Genomic DNA, 22,320 nt, shown 5'->3' with positions numbered 1-22,320 from the left:
TGACACCAACAGCGGCCGAAATGGCTGCGTAAATACGCATCCCCTGTTGGTGTACAGTTTTAGTTGACCACATCAGCCTGGTAGTAGAATGGCTTACTGCAATGCCGGACCTCCTGTTGCCGCGTATATCGTCGAAAAGGTCACTGGGCAAGTATTTGAAGATTACGTTGCCGAAAACTTTTTCATTCCTATGGGGATGGAGACCATGAGCTATTTCCAGTCTGATGATGTTAAAGCCAAAGGTGCGACACTTTATTCTAAGGGGAAAGAAGAGGCATATTGGCACATTATTATGCGGCCATCGGGCTCAATAAATGCCTCAGCTAATGATATGGCAAAGTTTCTGTCTTTTCTGGTGAATAGAGGACGTACTGTTGAGCAGCCATTGATTTCTGAAGCTTCATTTGCGCGCATGGAGCAAGTTAAGTCAACACCTGCGGCACAAGCTGGTCAAACGGCGGGTTACGGACTTAGCAATTACTCAACCCCTTACAAACAATGGATCTACCAAGGTCATGACGGTGGGGTTAACGGCGGAATAACCAAGCTTGAATATTTACCCGAAGCGGGCGTGGGTCATGTTGTGATGATTAACTCTGATGACGCGCAGTCGGTAAAGAAAATTACTGATCTCATCCGTGAATTTGAAACTAAAGAGCTTACAGAAAAAAGTATCACAGCCACACAAGCTGTGACTGACTCAATGAAAGCGTTGCAAGGATATTATTATCCAATTAATTCACGCATGGCGATGACCGAGTTTCTTGAGCGGGTATTGAATATCTACCAATTTACATTTAAGGGTGGAAAACTCATTCGAACAAATTTATTAGGTGGTGTACCTAAGGAATATTTTCCAGTTTCTGAGACATTGTTTCAGTCAGCCGAAACCGGTGAAATGAACCTATCATTTGTTGAAGATCCATTGGTAGGGCCGGTTTTTCATTCTGACTCATCGGTATATCGCTCCGTCAGTGCCGTGATAGTCTTTGGCCAGTTTACAATATTAGCCCTCTGGTTGATTATCAACGTGACAGGCCTGCTGTATTTATTGGTGTGGGGAGTGCGTATCATTATGGGCGCTGACATTAAAGGTAATGCATTAATGATCCGAGTATGGCCTTTACTCGCAACATTGTCGGTCTTATGTTTTGTGTTTATGTTCCAACTTGGTGGTGTCGACCCTTTCAGGTTATTGGGTAACATAACCTATGTGTCCATAGGCTTAATGCTATCAAGTATAGCCTTGTTAATCTTTACGTTTTTAGGTTGTTATGTGGCCATAAAAGCGAAGGCGAGTGAGATGAATAAGGTGAACTACTGGTATTGCACCATTGCCTCTTTTACACACTTGTTGGTGGTCAGTTATTTAGCTTGGTTTGGCATAATAGGATTACAAACCTGGGCTTAGGTTCTGGTTTAACTTTAACGGTATATCGATAAAAGAAAGCCACTAAAAGTTAGTGGCTTTTTAAGATAACGAGGTTATTGGGTTTTATAGAGGATAGAGATCTCTGTTCTCTATCCTCAACCATTGCTATTAGCTTGAAGTTTCGTTGTCATCAAGCATTTTTACGCCTGGTGGCAATGGATTATTTTTACGCATTACGTGGTATATCCAAAATGGCAAAACAAGGGTAATAGCAAAGCTCACAACCAGAATCGTCATATACTCAGTTGCAGCAGCTCCTCCGCCAACTTGTGCCGGTGGAATAAATGAGATTGCAAGAGCAACAATGGATATAACTAATCCACTGATAGCGACGAACATCTTAACGCCTTTTCCTCCAGGAATTTCAAAGGCGCGAGGCAGGTTTGAATAACTTAGCACGACCTTCATATAGGCGAGGAAGAAGATAATATAGCCGACAACGTATATCACTACCGTTAGCGATATTGCGGTAAAGAAGGAAACGTTAGCGCCACCCCCACCAAATGTCAGTACCGCCGCCCATATTGAAACAATCGCACCTTGTAGAAGTAAAAAGTTAACTGGCACGCCTTCAGCATTTGTGGCAGAGAGTTTAGCGGGGAGTAAGCCTTTTTTCCCTGCTTCTAACATACCCCATGATGGGCCAACTACCCAGGCCGATACTTCAGCGACTACGCCAAGTGCAATTAACACCGCAATCACTCGAATTGCCCAATCCATATCATGAGTGAAATAGTGAAATAACCCTTCGAATCCTTGGATTACTCCAATTGACAGCCCAAGTTCTTTCTCAGGTACGACAGCACCAATCGCAACGCCACCGATGGCATTTAGCACAATGGCTAATATCACCAGCATGATAATAGCGATAGGGTAATCTCTTTTTACGTTTTTCATTTCGTTGGCGTGGGTCGCCGATGCCTCAATACCCGCATAGGCAAGGATAAATGACACAAATACAACCAAGGTATTGAGTTGGGTGAAGTCTGGTAATAAGGCTTCAGTGGTGATCGGCATATCACTGATACCACCAGTGACAAAAAATGCAATCGAGAGACTAAATAGGATACAGGCTGGAATGAGAATACCGAGCAAGAAACCGACTTTGGAGATCATTGCTGTGTACTTGGTTCCGCCTAATTGAGATAAAGTGAGTCCCCAAAAAATAACCATTACTCCGATAAACTTTATCGTACTATTATCATTGAGTGCAGCCCAGTCAAATACATAGGACAGCGCGCCTAAAATGAAATAAATCATGGTGACAAAACCAACGGTGATTTGGAACCATTGGAAAAAGATATTAGCAAAGCCCCATCGTTCTCCTAATGCATGTCCAGACCAAGTGAATACCCCCCCTTTGTCCCAACCTTCGACAGTTGCCATTTCAGCAGCGCATAAAGCGACAGGTAAAAACCAAAAGACACCCGCGACAACCAAATAGAAAACCAGTGATATGCCCGATGAAGCAAAGGTCGGGTATTCATATACGGTCATAACCATGGTGGCGGTTAGAGCAAAAAATCCAAATAGGCTCATATGCCTAGCTGTACTTGTTGGCGCATTTTGTTGTTTCATTAAATGGACTCCCAGGTTAGTACACATCTTATATATTTATTTAAAAAGTAAAGTGCGGAAAACTTAAATTTGAGATATTGGATATCTTTGAAGGTTAAATTTTATGCAATTGCAGTTAGCTGGATTTTGAGTATGGGGTGACATAGTTATAACTCTCAATTGGTCAAGGGCTTACATTATTACTATTGAAGATAGAACAAATATTGCAATACCACCGTTTTAAATTGAATTTATTCAAGAAAATGACAAAATTAGTTTAAAAGAGCGCGCGTAACGCGGAGCAATGCAGCCAGCGCGGTGCGCAAGCATTAGGTTTTACTTTGCATACCCCCAGGGTTTTAGCTGGACAATCCTCCATAATTACATAATTGCAAACGGTTTTAGAGGTGACTGCTTTTATACCAATGACGACTGGGTTAGCGTCGCCACGCCGTGTATTACGGCTCGTTTATGTGCGTGTTTTCTCAATGTAGCTCAGGAGAATTTGTGGTTGTAAAAAAGTGTAAACCGATACTGAAAGAGTGTTTTTGGCTGCCTACTTCTGCGCTGAATAGGTTCTGAAGGGAACAACCACTATCTCATCTATTCGCCTTGAATTAGAGTGTCAAAAAACGCTCTGAGTCGATCAACTTCTTATACTGATTGGCATAACAGAACTGCAGAGATGTAGCCAATAACCTAGCGGTTAATATCGAGTGCTACTATTTAACGACCAGAACAGGACATTTAGCCTGATTTGCAATAGTTTCAGCGACGTTGGAGTTTAATAGGTGAGATAACCCCGTATAGCCGTGGCTGGCGATGACAATCATTCCGACTCTTTGTGCTTCAGCTTCCGCTAAAATTTGCTTAACTACATCCCCCGTGCGGATTTTGCTATTTACCCTCAAGCCTTTTGGGAGCATTTCACGTACTTCAGCCACTATCTGTTTCATCTTATCATTGGCATAGGGTTCAGGGTCTATGAGTTGCTCTGCGGGGCTGTTTATCACAATGCCGAAATCTGGTGCGATATAAGGTAGGCCTATTACATTTAATAACTGAATATTTACCCTATATAAGTTTGCCATTTCGACGGCATATCCTAGTGCGTGATTAGCCGTTTCTGAAAAGTCTATCGGGCACAAAATATCTCGAGTGCGCATCGCATCCTCCTATTTACATGGTTACTCAATAAATATAGGTGGTTAAATATCACAGCTCAAATGTGCTTTATACCAAGGCCAAAATATGTTTCGTGATTAGGGGAATCATTTTCAAGGGATGATCTTAATTCCAACCACATTAAATAAGTGATTGCTCAGCAGGAAGTCAAAGCCCTGTAGGCTAGTTTTTATGTTGTAGTTGCACTGAAACGGCTAGCGCTTATCTCGCCTATCACCAATCACTCGTGCTGGATTTCCTGCCACAATTGCATAATCAGCCACATCTTTAGTGACAATAGCGCCCATACCAATGACAGCATGATTGCCAATCGTGACGCCATCGACAATACCCGCTTGAGCGCCAATCCAGACATCTTCACCTATCACCACGCCTTTAGAGTTAGATGGCTGTTGATAGATAGGCATATCGGACGCCATGCCGTGATTAAAGGCGTAAATAGTCACGTTATTGGCGATACGGGTTTGATGACCAATAGTAATACCATGGCGGCCACCATCCAGTGAGCAGCCGTGATTAATCGCGACCTCATTGCCGAGGCTAATGGGGCCATGTAAGAAGCTGTCGGCAGCAATCATACATTGCTCACCGATAGTGATATTGCGACCAGGCTCGGCAAACAGGTTCGCTTCTGGCGCGATGAAACAGCGCTCGCCAATAGAGACGGTTTCAACTGCACAAAAGTGGGCTTGTACATCATCTTGCCAAGGTTTTGCCCATTCTAGGTGCTTCTCTTTTAATGAGAAATAAAGCCATGGCATATAAGACAGGCGCTTTTTATGCTGAGTTTGATAATCAGGCTTATGTTGTGCTGCTGGTGGCGGATTCATATGGCTATCTAGCTTTGATGAGCTGACTGAGTTGCCGGTGGCTGGGTTTTGCCCACCGTAGAGGCTCTAAGTTCAGTGACTTCAATCCCGGTATCGGTTATCACCCATAAGATATCTAAGTCATATAGCGCGACTTGATACAGCTTAGGATCGGCTTTAGATTTTTTATAGGCAGGGCGGGGATCTTGTGCCAGTACACCTTCAATCAATTCTGCAAGGTGCGGGTAAGCTGGATTTTGCTGATATAGCTCAAGTTGTTTTAGTGCTTGCTCGGTAAAATTCACCTTGGCTAAAACTGGCGCTTCCTGGGCAATTCCCCCTTGAGCATTGTCGATTGAGTCAGAAAAGGGAATATAGGGCTTAATATCAATAATCGGCGTGCCATCAAGCAAGTCCATGCCCGAGATCTCAAGGCTAACTTTGCCGTTATGAGTATGCACAGCATGGAGCTTAACCACTGACTGGCCAATACCGTTAGGTCTGAAGGTAGAGCGCGTGGCAAATACGCCAAGCTTTTCATTACCACCGAGTCTTGGAGGGCGCACCGTTGTTTTCCAGCCGGCAGCGAGGTTTTCATGAAAACAAAATAGCAGCCATAAATGAGAGTATTGTTCCAATCCTCTCACTGCATCAATTTGATTAAAAGGTGGAGCTAATTCAACAAAACCGCGGGCGGCACTCACTAAACCTGGCTGCCTAGGTATGCCAAATTTTTGTTTATAGGGAGTGCGGCAAAAAGCCACTGCTTGGATCTGGCTGGTAAAAGACATTAAGGTTACTTCTAAAATGAGTAAATAAAATTATTGAGTGTCACTTTTGGTGACAATTGCTTGGCCAACGCAAATCGCGCGGCTAACACAGTTCTGGCTTGCTTCTTTAATCAACAAACATTTTTTTATCACTAGCCCGTTAGCTTGCTTGTCTGCAGCTGCTCGGCGAGCCAGCGTACGAGCTTCAACGATTGAGGCTGGTGCATCATTGTTTGATATTTGGCAGGTTTCACCTTCGACCATACCTTTAATCTCAAAAGGGCCTACAGGTTGCAGTGTACCTTCATAAACCGTCACGTCCGATGCTTTAAAGTAGTCATTAATTGCATCGCTGTCCAAATTGCTGTTAAAGGTATATTCACCGGCACAGCCGCTCAGCAAAAGGATAAAAGCAGAGGGTAATAAATATTTCATGGTGGCGGGCCTGTCTTATTATTGAGGTTAAAATGCCGTTGCTCACTCAAGCCATTAATAAAAAAGTGCTCATAAAGAGCACTTTTTCACGATTAAGCTTTCGTTGCGCTATAAGTTTGAAATTCTAGCGCTTTAGATACTTTTGATAAAGCTGTTGATGACGATTATTAAGATCAATTTTTCGGCCATCAATATAAACAGATTCAATACCTGCATGCATAGGATCCAATATATCACCCGTTGCTAAGATTAGATTGGCTTTAAATCCAGGTGCGATAGCCCCCATGTCATTAATATCTAATACTTTTGCAGCATCTAAAGTGATACTTTTAAGCGCATCCTCTTTGGTTAAACCATATGCTGCGGCCTGTCCGGCTGCAAAAGGTAAGTTTCTACTATTCCAGTCAGATGAAAAAGCGAGCGCAAAGGGGACTTGTGCTTGTTTTAACAATGCGGGGATCTTAAAGGCGAGATCAATAGGTTCATCATTGCGTTTAGGCAGTGCTAGGGTTTGATTGTAAACCACCTTAGCATTCACTTCCGCTAAGGCGTCAGCCACTCGCCAGGCATCGTATCCACCGACTATGACGATGTTAAAGTCATAAAGCTTAGCTAAAGCTATCGCCTCTTCAATCTGCTTTTGTGACTGCGCATGAATAAATAGTTGTGCATTACCTTCGTATAAAGGAGCAAGCGCCTGCCACCTAAGGTCAATCGTATTGACCTTGTCGGCTTTATCAGCGAGTTGATAGCGCTTGCCATCGGCAAAAGCACTGTAGACGGTATCGAGTCTACGCTTGAGATCCGCTAACTGTTCTTTACGCTTATCCGCCTCTTTTGATAACCAGCGAACATGTGGCCAGTAAAGGTGAAACTGCTTATTTGATTCAACTAAGGCATCCTCAATGGTCCAGCTGTCCATTGACACCAATGCCGACTGACCAGCTAAACCGTCGCCTTGTGGCACGACTTGGGCGTGAGTAATGCCGTTAACGCGCACCGTGGGGATAATCTCAGAATCCGGATTAAATGCGCTAATCGCTTCTAATTGCGGATTGATATAACCCACTTCATAGGCATCATTACTGGGACGCATCATTTCAACTTCAATTAATCCCATGGTGGTATCTAGGGCGATGAGTCCTGGATACAGATGCTTACCGCTGGCATCGATAATTTCGGCGCCAACAAGCAGCAGTGAGTGATCTGGGCTTGCTCCTGCGTCTAATGTTGAATTTAATGGTGCATTGGATGAGGCATTGCCAGCGGGCTCTGCAACGTTCGTTTTGGCCGCATCTAAATCTTGCCCGACGGCAATGACTTTACCATCAGCAATCAGCACGTCGCTGTCTTGCATTACGCCATGAGTGACAGTGTGCACCGTTGCGTTAGTAAACAGTATGGTCTGGCTTTGTGCCTTTGCCGGTAGCATGTCATGGGCGTTTGCCATAAAACAAAAAGGCAGGCTTAGCAGGGCTGCGGCCTGCATAAAAACGCTATGTTTAAAAGAGGTATTTAACTTCATTACAGTGCTCCTGTCGCTGACTGTTGCCATGCGTTGAAGTGGGTATCGCAGTGCCATTCTGGCTCTGTTAAATCAATGGGGTTTTCACCTTGTTTATGGACATCATCGCTGCGCAGGACTTTTTGAATTAACGCCGCGCGTTCTGTTACGACGTCAATTTGCGCTACTTTGTCTTGTTCACGATCAAAATAGCGGCGGCCGTTAATCCAGGTCGAATCCACCTTGGCATAGACTGATAGTGGCGGGTTATCCCATAGCACAACATCGGCTTGTTTATCTTCAACCAATGAACCGACCTGCGCGTCGATACCAAGCTGAATAGCTGGGTTGATGGTGATCATCTTCCAGGCATCTTCTGCTGACATACCGCAATACATCATCGACTTTGCCGCTTCTTGGTTAAGTCTGCGCTGCATCTCATAGTCATCGGAGTTGATGCTGGTGAGTACGCCTTTGTCTTGCATTAAGCAGGTATTTTGTGGAATAGCATCATAGACTTCAAATTTGTACGCCCACCAATCAGAGAAGGTAGAAGCATGAGCACCATGTTTAGCCATCTCTTCGGCAACTTTGTAACCTTCAAGAATATGGGTAAAGGTGCTGACCTTAAAGTTATACGCTTCAGCAAGACGCAGGAACATTAATATTTCAGATTGCACATAAGAATGAATATGGATATTACGAGTTTGCTCAAGTACTTCAGCAATGGCCTCTAAGCGGTAGTTATATTGCGGTGCAACGGTACGTCTACGCTCGCTTGAACGCATCTTGTTATAATCCGTTTGTGCTTTGCGGTAGGCAAGGGCTTCATTGAAGGCTTCACTAAACAGCGATTTGACCCCGATACGGCTTTGAGGGAATCGGCGGGTGAAAGCATCACCCCAATTACTCTGTTTTACGTTTTCACCTAAGGCAAATTTAATACTTGCTGGTGCACCTTCAAATTTAAGCTGCTGGGCATTATCACCCCACTTAAGCTGAATGATCTGTGCTTGGCCGCCAATGGGGTTAGCGCTGCCGTGTAGGAGCTGCACTGTGGTAACACCGCCAGCAAGGCCTCGGTAAATAGCAATATCGTCTGGATTGATCACATCGCCAATACGTACCTCAGAGGTTATCGCATCGGTACCCTCATTCGTGCCGCCATTAAGGGCAATATGAGAATGCTCATCGATAATACCAGCAGTAAGGTGTTTCCCTGTGGCATCAATAGTGGTGTAGCCAGAAGGTGTTTTAAGATTTTGACCTATCTCTTCAATTTTTCCCCGAGAAATAATCAAATCATTATTGACTAACACGCCACTCTCATCAGATGTCCAGATGGTGGCATTCTTAATATGCACTTTATCAAGTGCGGGTTGCTCATTTAAGCCATACGCCACATTGGGGGAGGTTTGTTTGGATATAAGCTTTACGTTGTCTTTATTACCATTGTCACTATTGTCTGTGGTGGCCATGGGCTCAAGCTTTATTCCGCCAAAGGGGATAGCTTGGTTATTGCCATCGAGTAACCGGCCTCTTAATCCTTGGTTATCTAACCATAGCGTAAAGCGACTCACACCTTCTATGCCGGCCTTGGAAAGATCAGCGCTAAAGCTTAGGCGACCTAACTGATAGTCCAGATTGGCAAGGTTTATATCGTTTTCGCCACTTGAGAGAGTACCACTTAGCGATGGGAATTGACTGATATTAAGGTCAAAGGTTAATTCGTCTATCTGTATTTGATAGGCATGATCGAGTAGTGCTCGGTCTCGATTGATGACTTGCTGCTCTTCACCTTGTAACCAAATACTGACAATTTTACCGTCATCAAAAATATTACCATCGGTGATCACCAAATCAGCCATAAAGCCAGGCTCTAACTTACCGGCTAAGTGATCAATTCCCGAAATTTCAGCGGCGTCAGTGGTCAGCGCTGCCAGTGCAGCTTCTTCAGATAAACCTCTCGTCAGTGCGAGTTTAAGCCTTGGCCAAAATTTATCGGATTCTATTCCATATTGAGTTAATGCAAAGGGGATTTCTGCATTTGCCACCATAGCGAGATTACTCGGGGCACGTTCCCAGTGTCTTAAAGAGGCAAGACTCACCTCTCGCTCACTGTCACCGTCGGTTATTTTTGGAGCTGCTGGGTAATTTAAGGGTAAAACGAGACTAAAGGGGTAGGACTTTAATTCAGAAAGCCTTGCATATTCACTGCCGTTACCAATTAAGCTTCCGCTAAAGTTATGTTCGTTTAATAATCGAGCTGCACGTAATTGGTTATTGAGGTTTTTAGTCTCAAAGATAAAGTGTTGTTTTTTTGGGTCACCTAAGCGTTCTAAGGCAATATTAAATTCTACCTCGTTACTAGAGGCGGTTTTATTCTTATTTTCGTTATACCATTTAGCGTCAGAGAAGGTTTGTCTTATTAATGCCAGACTACCCATTAAGGATTGTGGATAATCTTGAACAGATGAACCTTTGTTAAAGGCCATAAACTGACTTGTCTGTGCATTATAAATAACATCGTTAGCTTTTTTATCAGCTAATGATATTGTCACGCCTTGTCCTCTAAAGATCCCATCTAAATAACTAGACTGAACACTGGTGAAGCCGTTATCAATCCATTTTTTTGCTTGGTCTTTATCTGGGTAGACATAATTAAACCATTGCATTTGGGCATGTATTGCGCCATTACTCGCATTGCCGCCAATTCGCTTTATTTCATATACAGGCCCCGATTTATCTTGGGCTTCTCTTTCATACTCAATGGCATATTCAGTAAAGGGATCGATAAAGCCTGAATATATTGTATGTCCCGTTAAATCAATAACAAAAGCATCTTCAGGAATATCGTTGTTTTTGATAACAGCCTTAATTTTGTTATTTTCAATCAATAAGGTGGCATTCTTTAACGATTTACCAGGGGCAAGCATCAGTTCTGCATGAGTTAATGCTGTAAGTCTTGGTGTGTTATCAGTGAGTTGCTCATTAGCAAACGCAGCGTGACTGCATAACAAGCTAAGTAAAGCGATTGGGGTTGTGATGATATGTTTACGCATTATTCTACTTATTATTGTTAGATAAACAGGAAATAGGTGAGGGTATCCTAACTTATTAACAATGACTAAGCAGCAATTGTAACGACCAATGTAATATTATTAACGTAAAAACAAAAAAGCCCTGCATATAGCAGGGCTTTAGTCGGTAGACTTGAAATTAGATCAAGAAGTCTTCCATAGTACGGCCGTTTTCAAGTTGACTCTTAAATACGGTAGGCATGCGACCTTGGCCAGTCCATTGAACCATCTCGCCATCAACTTCAATTTGATATTTAGCTGGGCGAGGAGCACGCTTCTTAGGAGCGGCTTTCACTGCTGCTCCACCAATATCATCAACAGATAATCCGATAGCTTCCATTTGCTTACGGATCTCTTCGATTTTGGCATTACGCTCAGCCATTGCTTCTTGCTCTTCAGCTTGTTGAGAAGCTTTTTCTTCAATAATTTTTTCTAACTTTACTGACAGCTCTTTTAAATCATTCAGTGATAATTCTTTAACTGCTGCTTTAAAACGACGACCATGGGTCAATATTTCAAGAAAATCGCTCATAATTATTCGGGTCCAATTAAGAATGAAATGGGGAATTAGATTATTGAGTTAAATAATAGAAACTATTTAGCTTCGGAGCAAATATTATTTTTGAATTATTTATATCGAATATGGTTGATATGAATAATGAGACTAATATTGCGAGTTAATAAATGTTTTTATGCTGATTAATACAAGCAAATGTTATCTAGTGTCAACTAGAGTGAACAGGTGTTTGAAACTCGGTTGACGTTAACGTTAACAGCACGTAAAGTGAGCCTAATTTCAGTAATCTTTGCTGGGCATATATTGCTGCTAGGTTACTTAATTCCGATCATTAAAAGAGACGTAAGAAGGAAGCCCTATGAAAGTATTGGTGCCAGTTAAACGTGTCGTCGATGCCAATGTAAAAGTCAGGGTTAACGCTGACAATACTGGTGTTGATACCGCAAACCTAAAAATGGCCATTAACCCTTTTTGTGAGATTGCCGTTGAAGAAGCCGTTCGTTTAAAGGAAGCCGGAAGCGCCTCTGAAATTGTCGTATTAAGTGTTGGTCCTAAAGCATCGCAAGAGCAGTTAAGAACCGCACTTGCATTGGGCGCCGATCGTGCAATCCATATTGAAACCGATGAAGACTTGGTTCCGTTATCAATCGCTAAGCTTATTCATGCCGTGCAGCAAAAAGAGCAAGCACAGCTGGTTATTCTTGGTAAGCAATCGATTGACGGTGATAACAACCAAACAGGTCAGATGCTTGCCGCTATCGCTAAAATGCCGCAAGCAACGTTTGCCTCAGAAGTGAAACTTGATGGCGATAAGCTCGTTGTGACGCGTGAAATTGATGGTGGTCTACAGACCGTTAACGTTTCATTGCCAGCAGTGGTTACCGCTGACCTTCGTCTGAATGAGCCGCGTTATGCCAAGTTACCCAATATTATGAAAGCCAAGCGCAAACCGCTTGAAACTCTGACGCCGGCAGATCTTGACGTCACGCTTAAATCTCATCAGACAATTGTTAAAGTCACACCACCTGCCCAGCGCAGTGGTGGAGTCATGGTTGCGTCTGTCGAGGAGTTGGTTGAAAAGTTAAAGAATGAAGCGAAGGTGATCTAATGGCAATTTTAGTATTAGCAGAACACGATAACGCCAGTCTAAAGCTGGATACCGCTAAAGTCGTTGCCTGTGCTCAGGCAATTGGTGGCGACATCGACGTATTAGTCGTTGGCCATAACTGTGGTGCTGTGGCAAGCGAAGCACAAAAGTTAGCTGGTGTGCGAAATGTCTTGGTTGCAGACTCAGGGTCATACGCCAATCACCTCGCGGACAATGTGTCAGACTTGATGATAAGCATCGCATCTGATTATGAACATGTACTCGCTGCAGCTTCAAGCTTTGGTAAAGATGTGTTGCCGCGCGTTGCTGCGTTACTCGATGTATCTCAGCTTTCTGAAGTGATAGAAGTGGTGAGTTCTGACACCTTTGTTCGTCCAGTTTATGCGGGTAACGCCCTTGCGACGGTACAAAGTTTAGATGACAAGAAAGTCATGACGGTTCGCTCAAGCGCGTTTGACGCGGTTGCTGCAGACGGCAGTGCTGGATTGGTGACACTATCACCAGAGTTTGCTTCGCAGGTAGAGTTTGTGACTCAAAGCCTAACGGAATCTGAGCGTCCAGAGCTTGGCAGTGCATCGGTAGTGGTGTCGGGTGGCCGCGCGCTAGGAAATAGTGAAAACTTCGCTATTTTAGAGCAACTGGCTGATAAGTTAGGTGGCGCGCTTGGCGCATCTCGTGCGGCAGTTGATGCAGGCTACGTACCAAACGACTTACAAGTAGGCCAAACCGGTAAAATTGTTGCGCCAGATTTATACATTGCTGTGGGTATTTCAGGCGCGATTCAGCACTTGGCTGGCATGAAGGATTCAAAGGTGATTGTTGCTATCAACAAAGATCCAGAAGCTCCGATTTTCCAAGTGGCAGATTATGGTCTTGAAGCCGATCTTTTTGAAGCTGTGCCAAAATTAATCGCACTGCTGTAAATGGAACTTGGTATAACCGATTACTGCTACAGCAAGGTCAATTGTATTTAATAGTTTGGTAAACTGTTAATAGCTGTGAGTTGTACTGGGTATTGTTAGTGATCTGTGTCACGATAAGCGGCTTTAGAGTAGCATCTCTAAAGCCGCTTATGTTTTTATGTCCGTCACGCTTTTTGAGCTAGCCTTAAATTGCGTCCTGAGAAGTAGAGGTGCATTAAATATTAGTATCGATAAGTAGGGTGATACCGCTGATCTATCGAGAAAGGATTTAGTGCCGAAGTGACATAGCATATCGGGGCTAGTTGCTGGGGCTGTAACCAAATAGGTACAGCACTGCCATAGTATTTCTTATCTGGAAGATAAGAATTTTTATATTAATGACGAACCATTAATATGGCTATGGAGCGCTACTGATAGGACAGGTGTAATCAGATATCTACTGCTATATCCCACCAGTTCAGTCGGCCTCCATTCGTATTTAGCGAAGAAATTAAAAATGACAATTATAAGCTATGCCGATTCGGCTTTATCGCTGCTACCTCCGGTAGTGGCCATCGTACTGGCGATGCTCACGCGTCGTGTTTTGCTCTCTTTGGGTTTTGGGATTTTGTTGGGAGCATTACTGCTTACCGATTTTTCTGTAATGCAAACGGGTCAATATTTAAGTACTAAAGTGCTGTCTCTCGTATGGGACGATGGTGCTTTAAATAGTTGGAACCTATATATTTTAGGTTTCTTAGTGGTACTGGGTATGATCACTGCGTTGATCACGGTAAGTGGTTCAGCAAGAGCCTTTGCTGATTGGGCTCGTACTCATATTCGTAATAAGCGCGATGCTAAGCTACTCACCATGTTTTTAGGTTGTGTGGTTTTCATTGACGATTACTTCAACAGTTTAGTTGTTGGTAGTGTCGCACGACCACTCACCGACAGGTATTACATTTCACGTACTAAGTTAGCCTACTTACTTGATTCTACAGCCGCGCCTATTTGCGTTATTTCACCTGTATCAAGTTGGGGTGCTTATATCATCGCCTTGATTGGCGGCATTCTAACCGCACATGGATTTGCCGATACAGGGCATTTGAGCATATTCGTACAGATGATCCCGATGAACTTCTACGCGATCTTTGCATTGTTACTGCTGCTTTGTGTTGCGTTAATGGGATTAGATATTGGCCCAATGCGTCAGCAAGAGCTGAACGCACAAAAAGGCCACTTATACGACGAGTCTAAAGGGTTACCGCCTGGGGCTAACTCTGGTTTACCAGAAGCGGATACGGGTAAGATTATTGGCTTATTCCTGCCAATCACAGTGTTAGTTTTTGCCACTTTCTACTTCATGGTAAGCAGTGGTGGGGATGCATTAGCGGCTAAAGGCATAGAATTTAGTCTAATTGGCGCATTTGAAAATACCGATGTAGGTTCATCGCTATTCTTTGGTGCTTTGCTTGGCTTAGTTGTAACGCTTGCATTAGTCATCTATCAAGGCGTGGCTAAGTCTATGATTGCTAAAGGCCTGTTTGAAGGCGCTAAGTCTATGCTGCCTGCAATCTATATCTTACTGTTTGCTTGGACCATTGCGGGTGTGATTGGACAGATTGAAACCGGTAAATACATGGCGAGCTTGGCAACGGGTAACATTCCATTTGCGATGCTTCCTGCAGTGCTCTTTATTCTTGCAGGTTTGACTGCATTTTCAACCGGCACCAGCTGGGGTACCTTTGGTATTATGCTGCCAATTGCAGCCGATATGGCGATGGGAAGTCACACTGGCATGATGTTGCCAATGCTATCTTCAGTGCTTGCGGGTGCGGTATTTGGAGACCATTGCTCTCCTATTTCTGATACCACTATTTTGTCGTCAACCGGAGCGAACTGCCACCATATTGACCATGTTATGACGCAATTGCCTTACGCATTAATTGTTGCGGGGATCAGTATTGTGGGTTACTTAGTGCTCGGCTTTACTGAATCGGTTACTGCGGGCTTAATCGCTTGTAGCGTATTGTTTGTGATCAGTATTATTGTGCTACGGATCAAGGCATGTTCACCTGATTCTCAATGTAAGCAATAAAGGTAATAGCCCTTATTGAGATATGCGCAAGCTGCACCTCGATAAATTAGAACCATAAAAAATCCGCTCTAGTTAGAGCGGATTTTTTGTTTTTAGGCTAACCCATTTAGCTGGCAGCGTATGACCTCTGTAGCGCAATAGCGCTTAGTTTAAGCCACGTCGCTCTAACAATGCATCAGTCGTCGGTTCTTGACCTCTAAAGGCTTTGTAGGCATCCATAGGCGCAACGGTATTACCGACTTCGCGGATAGTCTTTCTAAACTTCATGCCAATTTCACGATTTAAGCCACCTTGTGTTTGCACGTAGGCAAACGCATCAGCAGCTAAAATCTCACTCCACATGTAAGCGTAATAACTTGCAGAGTATCCGCCCGGGAAGGCGTGAGCAAAGTAAGTCGACTTATAGCGTGGCGGCACAGCAGGTAAATCTACGCCGTGCTTCTTAAGCGCTGCCGCTTCAAAGCTGGCCACATCTTGTAGTGGTGCATCCGCGTTAAGTGAGTGCCACTCTAAATCAACCAGCGCAGCAGACATATATTCTAAGGTATCAAAGCCTTGGTTAAAGCTACGAGACTTAAGAAGTTTGCTTAGCAACTCTTCAGGAATGGGCTCACCAGTTTCATAGTGTTTTGCATAGTTGGCTAACACTTTAGGGTGAGCTGCCCAATCTTCTTCAAATGTGGATGGAAATTCAACGAAATCTCGTGATACAGACGTGCCTGAAAGTGTAGGGTAAACTACTTTAGAGAACATGCCATGAGTACCGTGTCCCATTTCATGGAACATGGTGGTGACTTCATCGTAGCTAACAAAAGTTGGCTCGCCTTTAGGGGCTTTTTTAATATTCATCACGTTAACCACAACAGGCTTTTGGTTAAGTAGCTCTGACTGGGTAACAAATGAGCTCATCCATGCTCCGCCGCGCTTACCTTCACGAGAGAAGTAGTCGGCGTAGAAGATTGCGATACTTGTGCCATCTTCATCAAACATTTCGTAGGCTTTCACATCCTCATGATAAACAGGAAGATCGGGACGCGGAGTTAAGCTCACGCCATAAAGCGCTTTTAAGGTAAAGAACACGCCATCTTCTAGTACTCTGTCAAACTCAAAGTACGGGCGAATGGCACTTTCATCTAAATCGTACTTTTCTTTACGTACTAATTCTGCGTAGTAAGCCCAATCCCATGGTGCCAACTCAAAATTACCGCCAGTCTTATTGATCATCGCTTGGATGTCTGCCGCTTCTTTTTCGGTATTGTTTACCACTGCAGGCACCATAGAGCCGAACATCTTGTAAACCGCTTCCGGCGTTTTAGCCATCTGTGGTGCTAGGCGATATTCAGCCCAGCTATTAAAGCCTAACAGCGCAGCGCGCTCGGCACGAAGTTGAGCGAGACGGGCAACTAATGAAGCCGTTTCATTTTCCCCTTCAAGGCCACGGTTAGCAGATGCTTGCCAAACTTGCTGGCGTAGCTCTCTATCTTGTAATTGAGTCAGTACTGGTTGGCGCGTGGTATTGGTGATATTTAACTGATATTTTCCAGCATGTCCGCTTGCTTCTGCATCGCTAGCAGCCGCTTTAACGGCGCTATCAGATAAACCTGCAAGTTGCTCTTTTGAGTCAACAACCACTGCAATTTCTTTGGTTAGACGCATTAAACGTTGAGCAAACTCATTGGTTAGCGTTGATTGCTCTTCGTTCAGCACTCTGATCTGCTGTTTTTGGGTTTCTGTTAGCTTGGCGCCTGCGCGCACAAAGCGCTTATAGTAAACCTCAACTAAACGATTTTCTTCGGCTGATAATCCTAAGCTTTCGCGCTGGTTATAAAGTGTTTCGATGCGAGTAAATAGGGCTGGATTTAGATTAATGTTATCTGAGTGAGCGGCCATCTTGGGCGCCATTTCACCCTGCACTTTACGTAGTGTTGGGTTGCTGTCTGTACCGGCTAAGTTGTAGAACACCTTTGATGTACGGGTCAGTAGCTCACCACTTTTTTCAAGCGCTATGATGGTATTTTCAAACGTCGCAGCGTCAGAGTTGTTAGCAATGGCTAACACTTCTTGATAATGGTCTTTGATCCCAAGTTCTAATGCTGGTTGAAAGTGCTCATCATTGATCTTGCTAAAGTCAGGGGTTTCATACTGAAGCTGACTTGCTTGTAGAAATGGATTTTGAGTTTGCACCATCGGCGCAGAGCTATTTTGAGTTGATGTGGTCGAGCAAGCGCTCAAGGCTAAGGTTGCGGTAATAGCCGCTGCAATGAGTGTCTTATGCATAGATTTGTACTTCCTTTATTATAATTGTGCTTCTAATCTAATATTTGCGTATTAAACGTGTCTTAATTTGAGTGATTTTGTGCTTCAGTGCAGGATTTTGTGTGAGTTTTGTTGTGTTTGTCACATATTGGAACAGTGAGTGATTCGTTGCCTGTAGCGACTTTTTACATCGTTTAAATGTAATAAGTAGTGAAAACAAACTGTTTAAAGCGAAATGTAAGTATTAGCCGCTAAAGTTGCTTAAAAGTAGAGCGCTTTATCGGGGAGCGTTAAGGCTTATTTTATTCGCGACACGACTCACTGAATCAATATTGTTAAGATGATTTTTTATCGAAAATAGTGATAAACTAGCGGCGAATTCACCTTTAAGGATCTTAGTTTGGCGCAGCTCTATTTCTATTACTCAGCGATGAATGCGGGTAAATCAACTTCGTTATTGCAGTCTTCTTATAATTACCGTGAACGCGGAATGCATACCTTAGTGATGACAGCGTCAATTGACGATCGATATTGTGTCGGTAAAGTTGCATCGCGAATTGGTATTGAAACGGACGCTCAGGTTTTTGGTAGTAATGACAACCTGAGTGACATGATACGCACTAGTCATGAAGCGCAGACTTTACACTGCATCTTGATTGATGAGTCACAATTCTTAAGCAAAGAGCAGGTTAAGCAATTAACCTACGTGGTCGACATACTCGATATTCCCGTGCTGTGTTATGGCCTTAAAACAGATTTCCAAGGCGAGTTGTTTAGCGGCAGTCAGTATTTACTCGCCTGGGCAGACAAGCTTGTAGAACTTAAAACCATTTGTCACTGCGGCCGTAAAGCCAATATGGTGGTGCGCCTAGATGGCAATGGCAAACCCATGCGTGAAGGTGAGCAGGTTGCTATTGGTGGTAATGAGAGTTATGAGTCTGTTTGTCGTAAGCACTTTAGAGAGTTTCTCTGGGACTAACTCGTCCTGCTTTTAGACAATAACAAAGGCTGACGCTGTTAAAGTGTTGGCTTTTTTTATGAGTAAAACCTACACAAGGTTAGTCCTTACCAACCCCTGGACCTCGCCGTAACGCGTTTTATATTTTATAAAATACTCATTCTGTATCTACTTTGTAAATAGTGATTTAAGCCGCTGTAATTTTAGCTTTTATTCTGCATAATGCGTCTCTTTTTTATTGCCAAGTCTGTGGTTGTACAAGGATTTTAATGCAGCATAACCAAATAGTTGCCAAGCACATTGCCAAGTTACGCAGTGATGTTGATGCCGCTATCTCTCAAGATGATCTGCTCGATATCATCACTCAAGTTAAACAGCATCCTGGGCCGTTGGATTACCGCGATAAGATAACGCACTCTGTTAAGTGGCTACTAGTTAGCGCTAGCGTCTTGTGTATCGTCTTGATATTTATGCGGCTCTGGTATGAACAAGTTGAGCCCGTAGCCAAGTTGGTGATTGATGACTCTTGTTACTGGCTCCCGGTGGCACTGAGCACCTTGTTAGTGAGTTTTTGCCATGACCGTGGTTGGCTACCGGTGGCTACGCCCATCAGTTTTGTATTACTGATTGCCGCTATGGTTGGCGTCGCTATATATGTACCTGAATGGCCGAAAATCTATTGGGCTGTGATCTATGGTTTTGGCTATGTGATTAGCGTGGGGGAAATTGATGACCATCAGTTTTCGCTGTGGTTTATACTGGTAATCGCCAGTTCACTCACTTGGGTATGGTTAGATTATCGCGCCAATTGGCGTAAACACCTTTCAGATAAAATATTCCGGTGTGATGCGTTATTTAATAATGGCTTAACACAAACTAAGCCAGCACCTGAAGACAAACTAGACGCACTTGAAAAGCAGTTTGCAGAGTTTCGTCGCGGCAGTGGCACCCGTGACATTCAGCAGATGTTTGCAGGGTATTATCAAGGCGAGCAGCACAGCTTTAACTATAAGCTTTATCACTTTCAGTACACCGTTAAACGCACTAAAACCTGCTCAGATGGCAATGGTGGCTATAAAACCAAAACCGTGCATGAAGATCGCGACCGCTACGGTATGTTACTCGACTTTCCCTTTGCTAAAGGCTTATGCATGGATGCTGAGGATGAGGTAAAACTTAAAGGCTCAGTGTATCAGGACAAGTATCAAACGGAATCGAATGCATTTAATGATATTTATCGAGTACAGGCCTGTGAGAAACCCACTGCGGCACGCTTTTTAACCCCTGCAATGATAGAAAAGCTGTTGGACTTAAATCGTAATTTCATCTCGCCTATGGTGGAGATATCAACTGATGGCCGTTTGTGTATAGCCTCTACCAGTAAGCTGATTATCGAAAAGCGAAAACATTCACTGGCAAAGCCCGATGAGTTTTATAAGGAGATTGCCGGCCATACCGAGCTAAAGCGGGTGCAAAAGCTACTCGAAGCGATCCATGAACTCATGCGTCTGTCTGATAACAATTTTGTAAGTGATACCAGTTTTGTAAGTGATATTAGTGTTGCTAGCAATAGCAATGCAAACGCCACACAAGCTGCACATGCAACAGCAGTAAAAGATACGGAGTTCAACGTTCATGCTGGCTTATAACGCTCAAGTGACTCGCAATATTGCTGCGATCCGCACCGATGTTGAAACAGCAAAAAGCCAAGAGGACTTGATTGCATTAGTGCATGGAGTCGAGCATCACCAAGGCCCGTTAGATTACCAAGATAACTGGTATCGTTTTTTCTGCGCAGTTTCATTGTTTTTCGCCTTATTGCCGATAGCTTTTGAGTTGGGGTTAGTGGTTCCTGATTTTGTGATGCACATTCTTAGAGGCGCATTGAGCTACAGTGTGATCTGGTATCCAATGTTGGGCTTAGCAACATTAACCCGCTATTTTGAAGACAAGGGTAAGTGCTTACCTATCCCTGGTCCACAATGGGGACGGATGCTATTGATGGCTGCTGTGGGCGCGGCGCTGAATTTGTTGCCGCAATGGCCGCATTGGTATTGGAATATGTATTTCGAAACCTTAGCCTCGTTTTTAGGTTTCTGGTATCCGAGCTCAGGTTTTGCAGCACATAATGGCGTTGTTGGCGTAATTATGCTGCTGTGGCTTAGAGGCCGCATGAAGTGGCGCAATAAACTGTCAGATACCATTTTTTTAAAAGATGCATTGTTTAATAATAACTTACAAGCCGTCCCATTTGAGGGCAAAAAGCTGGCTAAAGAGTTGCAAGCCAGCTTTAAAGAGTTTAAACGCGGTAATGATTTGCGAGAAATTCAAAGTCTTTACAAGAGTACTTATCAAGGTGATATTCATCAATTCGATTATCAGCTTTATCGTTTTCACTACATTATAAAACGCACTGAAACAACTACCGACGCTAATGGTAAAAGCACCACTCGCACGGTGAGAGACAGCTATTATCGCCATGGTGTGTTATTAGATTTTCCTTTTGCTCAGGATATGAGTATTAGCAACGACTTTGGCATTAAAGGCCGAGGCGAGCGCTATAAAAGTGCTTCTAATGCGTTTAATCACCAATATCGAGTCCATGCTAAAGAGCTGATGAGCGCAGCACGATTGCTGTCGCCTGCGGTTGAGGAAAAGCTCACTGTATTTGCTAAACAGTTAAAAAAACCAGTATTAGAATTCGGCCAACAAGGAAAACTGTGTTTAGCGGTGAGTGATGACCTATTAGCGGTTAAACGAGTCAACGGTTTAGATAATCCCAAAGCCTTTGCTGAAGAATTAGCAGGCCATACCGAGTTAAAACAAATGAACCAAATGCTCGAATTAGTCCACGAAATGATGCGCTTTAGCGACAATAACTTCAAAGCCTGCGCGTAATTCATTTTGAAATGATAAAAGACTGAAGGCTAAAGAGAAGTGAGTCAGGAAACGCATTTGAAATCTCATTTTTTAAAAGCAAGCTTTGAAAGCTAATTAAAATAAAGAATCAGCAAGTTAATCAAAATATAGAAAAGGAAAACCTAAATGGATATCTCAGTTATCGGGTTAGTGATTGTAGCTGTGGTCATTGTTGCCATCATCATGGTGTATAACGGCATTATTGGTAAACATAATGCGGTAGACCGCGCATGGGCGTCGGTACTGACTCAAGAGCGCCAGAAGAATAAAATCATTCCTATGGTAGAGCAGTTAGTTGAGCAATATAAACTGCATGAATCTGAGGTGTTAACTCAGGTGACACAGCTGCGTAGTGCGATTGCAGATATGAGTGCCGGCGTAGATACCGCAAAGCTAGCCGCAGCGGAGCAGCGCACTAATGAGTTGATGCAAGGCCTTAAAGTGACGGTAGAGGCTTATCCAGAGCTAAAAGCCTCTGATGTGTACATGAAGCTGATGGCTGAAATAAGTGAGCAACAAGAGCAGATTGGCGCAGCAATTCGCATTTTCAATGCCAACGTAGAAGACTTTAACAATGCGATTGAGATGTTCCCTGGCTCATTAATCAACAGCACCATGTTGCGTAAGCAAAAAATCGCTAGCTTTAGTGATAGCGAAGCACAAGCAGGGTTTGAGTATCAACCTAACCTTTAACCCGTTGGGCTTATTGTGGCTTAATAAACTTGTACACCGATATGAGGTAAACTGCCCTTAATATAGAACGGTGTAAACGTAATGAAGACTCAACCAA

16 protein-coding genes, 1 pseudogene and 1 riboswitch are annotated in these 22,320 nt (G+C 43.5%); of the genes and pseudogenes, 8 read left to right on the top strand and 9 right to left on the bottom strand.

From position 1 onward, the window contains the following. Positions 1-82: 82 nt before the first annotated feature. A pseudogene (locus ACVBIO_RS20340) lies at positions 83-1,411 on the top strand (serine hydrolase domain-containing protein); the annotation flags it as partial. Between the two features lie 129 nt (positions 1,412-1,540). Here the strand turns inward: ACVBIO_RS20340 and ACVBIO_RS20335 are convergent. The 8 genes from ACVBIO_RS20335 to ACVBIO_RS20300 all read right to left on the bottom strand — a co-directional run bounded on the left by ACVBIO_RS20335 (position 1,541) and on the right by ACVBIO_RS20300 (position 11,304). Further along, positions 1,541-3,010, bottom strand: coding sequence for an amino acid permease (locus ACVBIO_RS20335; RefSeq protein ID WP_447160572.1), 1,470 nt, complete (start codon positions 3,008-3,010; stop codon positions 1,541-1,543). A 701-nt stretch (positions 3,011-3,711) separates the two neighbouring features. After that, positions 3,712-4,155 (bottom strand): universal stress protein, encoded by a 444-nt coding sequence (locus ACVBIO_RS20330; RefSeq protein ID WP_447160571.1) that lies wholly within the window; start codon positions 4,153-4,155, stop codon positions 3,712-3,714. Between the two features lie 213 nt (positions 4,156-4,368). Beyond that, complete coding sequence (locus ACVBIO_RS20325) at positions 4,369-5,004, bottom strand: acyltransferase (RefSeq protein WP_447160570.1); 636 nt, start codon at positions 5,002-5,004, stop codon at positions 4,369-4,371. An 8-nt stretch (positions 5,005-5,012) separates the two neighbouring features. Continuing rightward, complete coding sequence (tsaA, locus tag ACVBIO_RS20320) at positions 5,013-5,774, bottom strand: tRNA (N6-threonylcarbamoyladenosine(37)-N6)-methyltransferase TrmO (protein ID WP_447169263.1); 762 nt, start codon at positions 5,772-5,774, stop codon at positions 5,013-5,015. Between the two features lie 30 nt (positions 5,775-5,804). Then, positions 5,805-6,188 (bottom strand): Rcs stress response system protein RcsF, encoded by a 384-nt coding sequence (rcsF, locus tag ACVBIO_RS20315; protein WP_447160568.1) that lies wholly within the window; start codon positions 6,186-6,188, stop codon positions 5,805-5,807. A gap of 124 nt (positions 6,189-6,312) precedes the next feature. Continuing rightward, entirely contained in the window at positions 6,313-7,677 is a 1,365-nt protein-coding gene (locus ACVBIO_RS20310) for an amidohydrolase (protein WP_447163645.1), read from the bottom strand. Between the two features lie 35 nt (positions 7,678-7,712). Continuing rightward, a complete protein-coding gene (locus tag ACVBIO_RS20305) occupies positions 7,713-10,754 on the bottom strand; it encodes an amidohydrolase family protein (protein WP_447173308.1) in 3,042 nt (1,013 codons plus the stop codon). A 157-nt stretch (positions 10,755-10,911) separates the two neighbouring features. Then, complete coding sequence (locus tag ACVBIO_RS20300; protein WP_447173307.1) at positions 10,912-11,304, bottom strand: H-NS histone family protein; 393 nt, start codon at positions 11,302-11,304, stop codon at positions 10,912-10,914. A gap of 343 nt (positions 11,305-11,647) precedes the next feature. Between ACVBIO_RS20300 and ACVBIO_RS20295 the strand changes: the two genes are divergently transcribed. The 3 genes from ACVBIO_RS20295 to ACVBIO_RS20285 all read left to right on the top strand — a co-directional run bounded on the left by ACVBIO_RS20295 (position 11,648) and on the right by ACVBIO_RS20285 (position 15,397). Next, a complete protein-coding gene (locus tag ACVBIO_RS20295; protein WP_447160565.1) occupies positions 11,648-12,397 on the top strand; it encodes an electron transfer flavoprotein subunit beta/FixA family protein in 750 nt (249 codons plus the stop codon). Continuing rightward, on the top strand, positions 12,397-13,320 hold the full coding sequence (locus ACVBIO_RS20290; RefSeq protein ID WP_447163604.1) for an electron transfer flavoprotein subunit alpha/FixB family protein: 924 nt from the start codon (positions 12,397-12,399) through the stop codon (positions 13,318-13,320). The genes ACVBIO_RS20295 and ACVBIO_RS20290 overlap by 1 nt, the downstream gene beginning before the upstream one ends. 196 nt (positions 13,321-13,516) lie before the next feature. After that, positions 13,517-13,738, top strand: a riboswitch (Lysine riboswitch). Positions 13,739-13,816: 78 nt separating this feature from the next. Beyond that, positions 13,817-15,397, top strand: a complete 1,581-nt coding sequence (locus ACVBIO_RS20285; RefSeq protein ID WP_447160563.1) for a Na+/H+ antiporter NhaC family protein — start codon at positions 13,817-13,819, stop codon at positions 15,395-15,397. Positions 15,398-15,541: 144 nt separating this feature from the next. Here the strand turns inward: ACVBIO_RS20285 and ACVBIO_RS20280 are convergent, their stop codons facing one another. Then, a complete protein-coding gene (locus tag ACVBIO_RS20280) occupies positions 15,542-17,674 on the bottom strand; it encodes a M3 family metallopeptidase (RefSeq protein ID WP_447173306.1) in 2,133 nt (710 codons plus the stop codon). Between the two features lie 379 nt (positions 17,675-18,053). On the opposite strand from ACVBIO_RS20280, the gene ACVBIO_RS20275 reads away from it, so the two are divergent. The 4 genes from ACVBIO_RS20275 to ACVBIO_RS20260 all read left to right on the top strand — a co-directional run bounded on the left by ACVBIO_RS20275 (position 18,054) and on the right by ACVBIO_RS20260 (position 22,223). After that, positions 18,054-18,632: a thymidine kinase gene (locus ACVBIO_RS20275; protein WP_447173305.1), complete on the top strand. Its 579-nt coding sequence runs from the start codon at positions 18,054-18,056 to the stop codon at positions 18,630-18,632. Positions 18,633-18,880: 248 nt separating this feature from the next. Next, the gene (locus ACVBIO_RS20270) at positions 18,881-20,260 is read left to right on the top strand and encodes a DUF3137 domain-containing protein (protein ID WP_447173304.1); all 1,380 of its coding nucleotides are present in this window, start codon (positions 18,881-18,883) and stop codon (positions 20,258-20,260) included. Continuing rightward, entirely contained in the window at positions 20,247-21,509 is a 1,263-nt protein-coding gene (locus ACVBIO_RS20265) for a DUF3137 domain-containing protein (RefSeq protein ID WP_447173303.1), read from the top strand. The genes ACVBIO_RS20270 and ACVBIO_RS20265 overlap by 14 nt, the downstream gene beginning before the upstream one ends. Before the next feature lie 147 nt (positions 21,510-21,656). Then, positions 21,657-22,223, top strand: a complete 567-nt coding sequence (locus tag ACVBIO_RS20260) for a LemA family protein (protein ID WP_447160558.1) — start codon at positions 21,657-21,659, stop codon at positions 22,221-22,223. Positions 22,224-22,320 lie beyond the last annotated feature (97 nt).

The organism is Shewanella sp. 0m-8 (assembly GCF_052977265.1).
The sequence above is the reverse complement of the archived record's forward strand: the minus strand, read 5'-3'. Positions and strand labels throughout refer to the sequence as shown.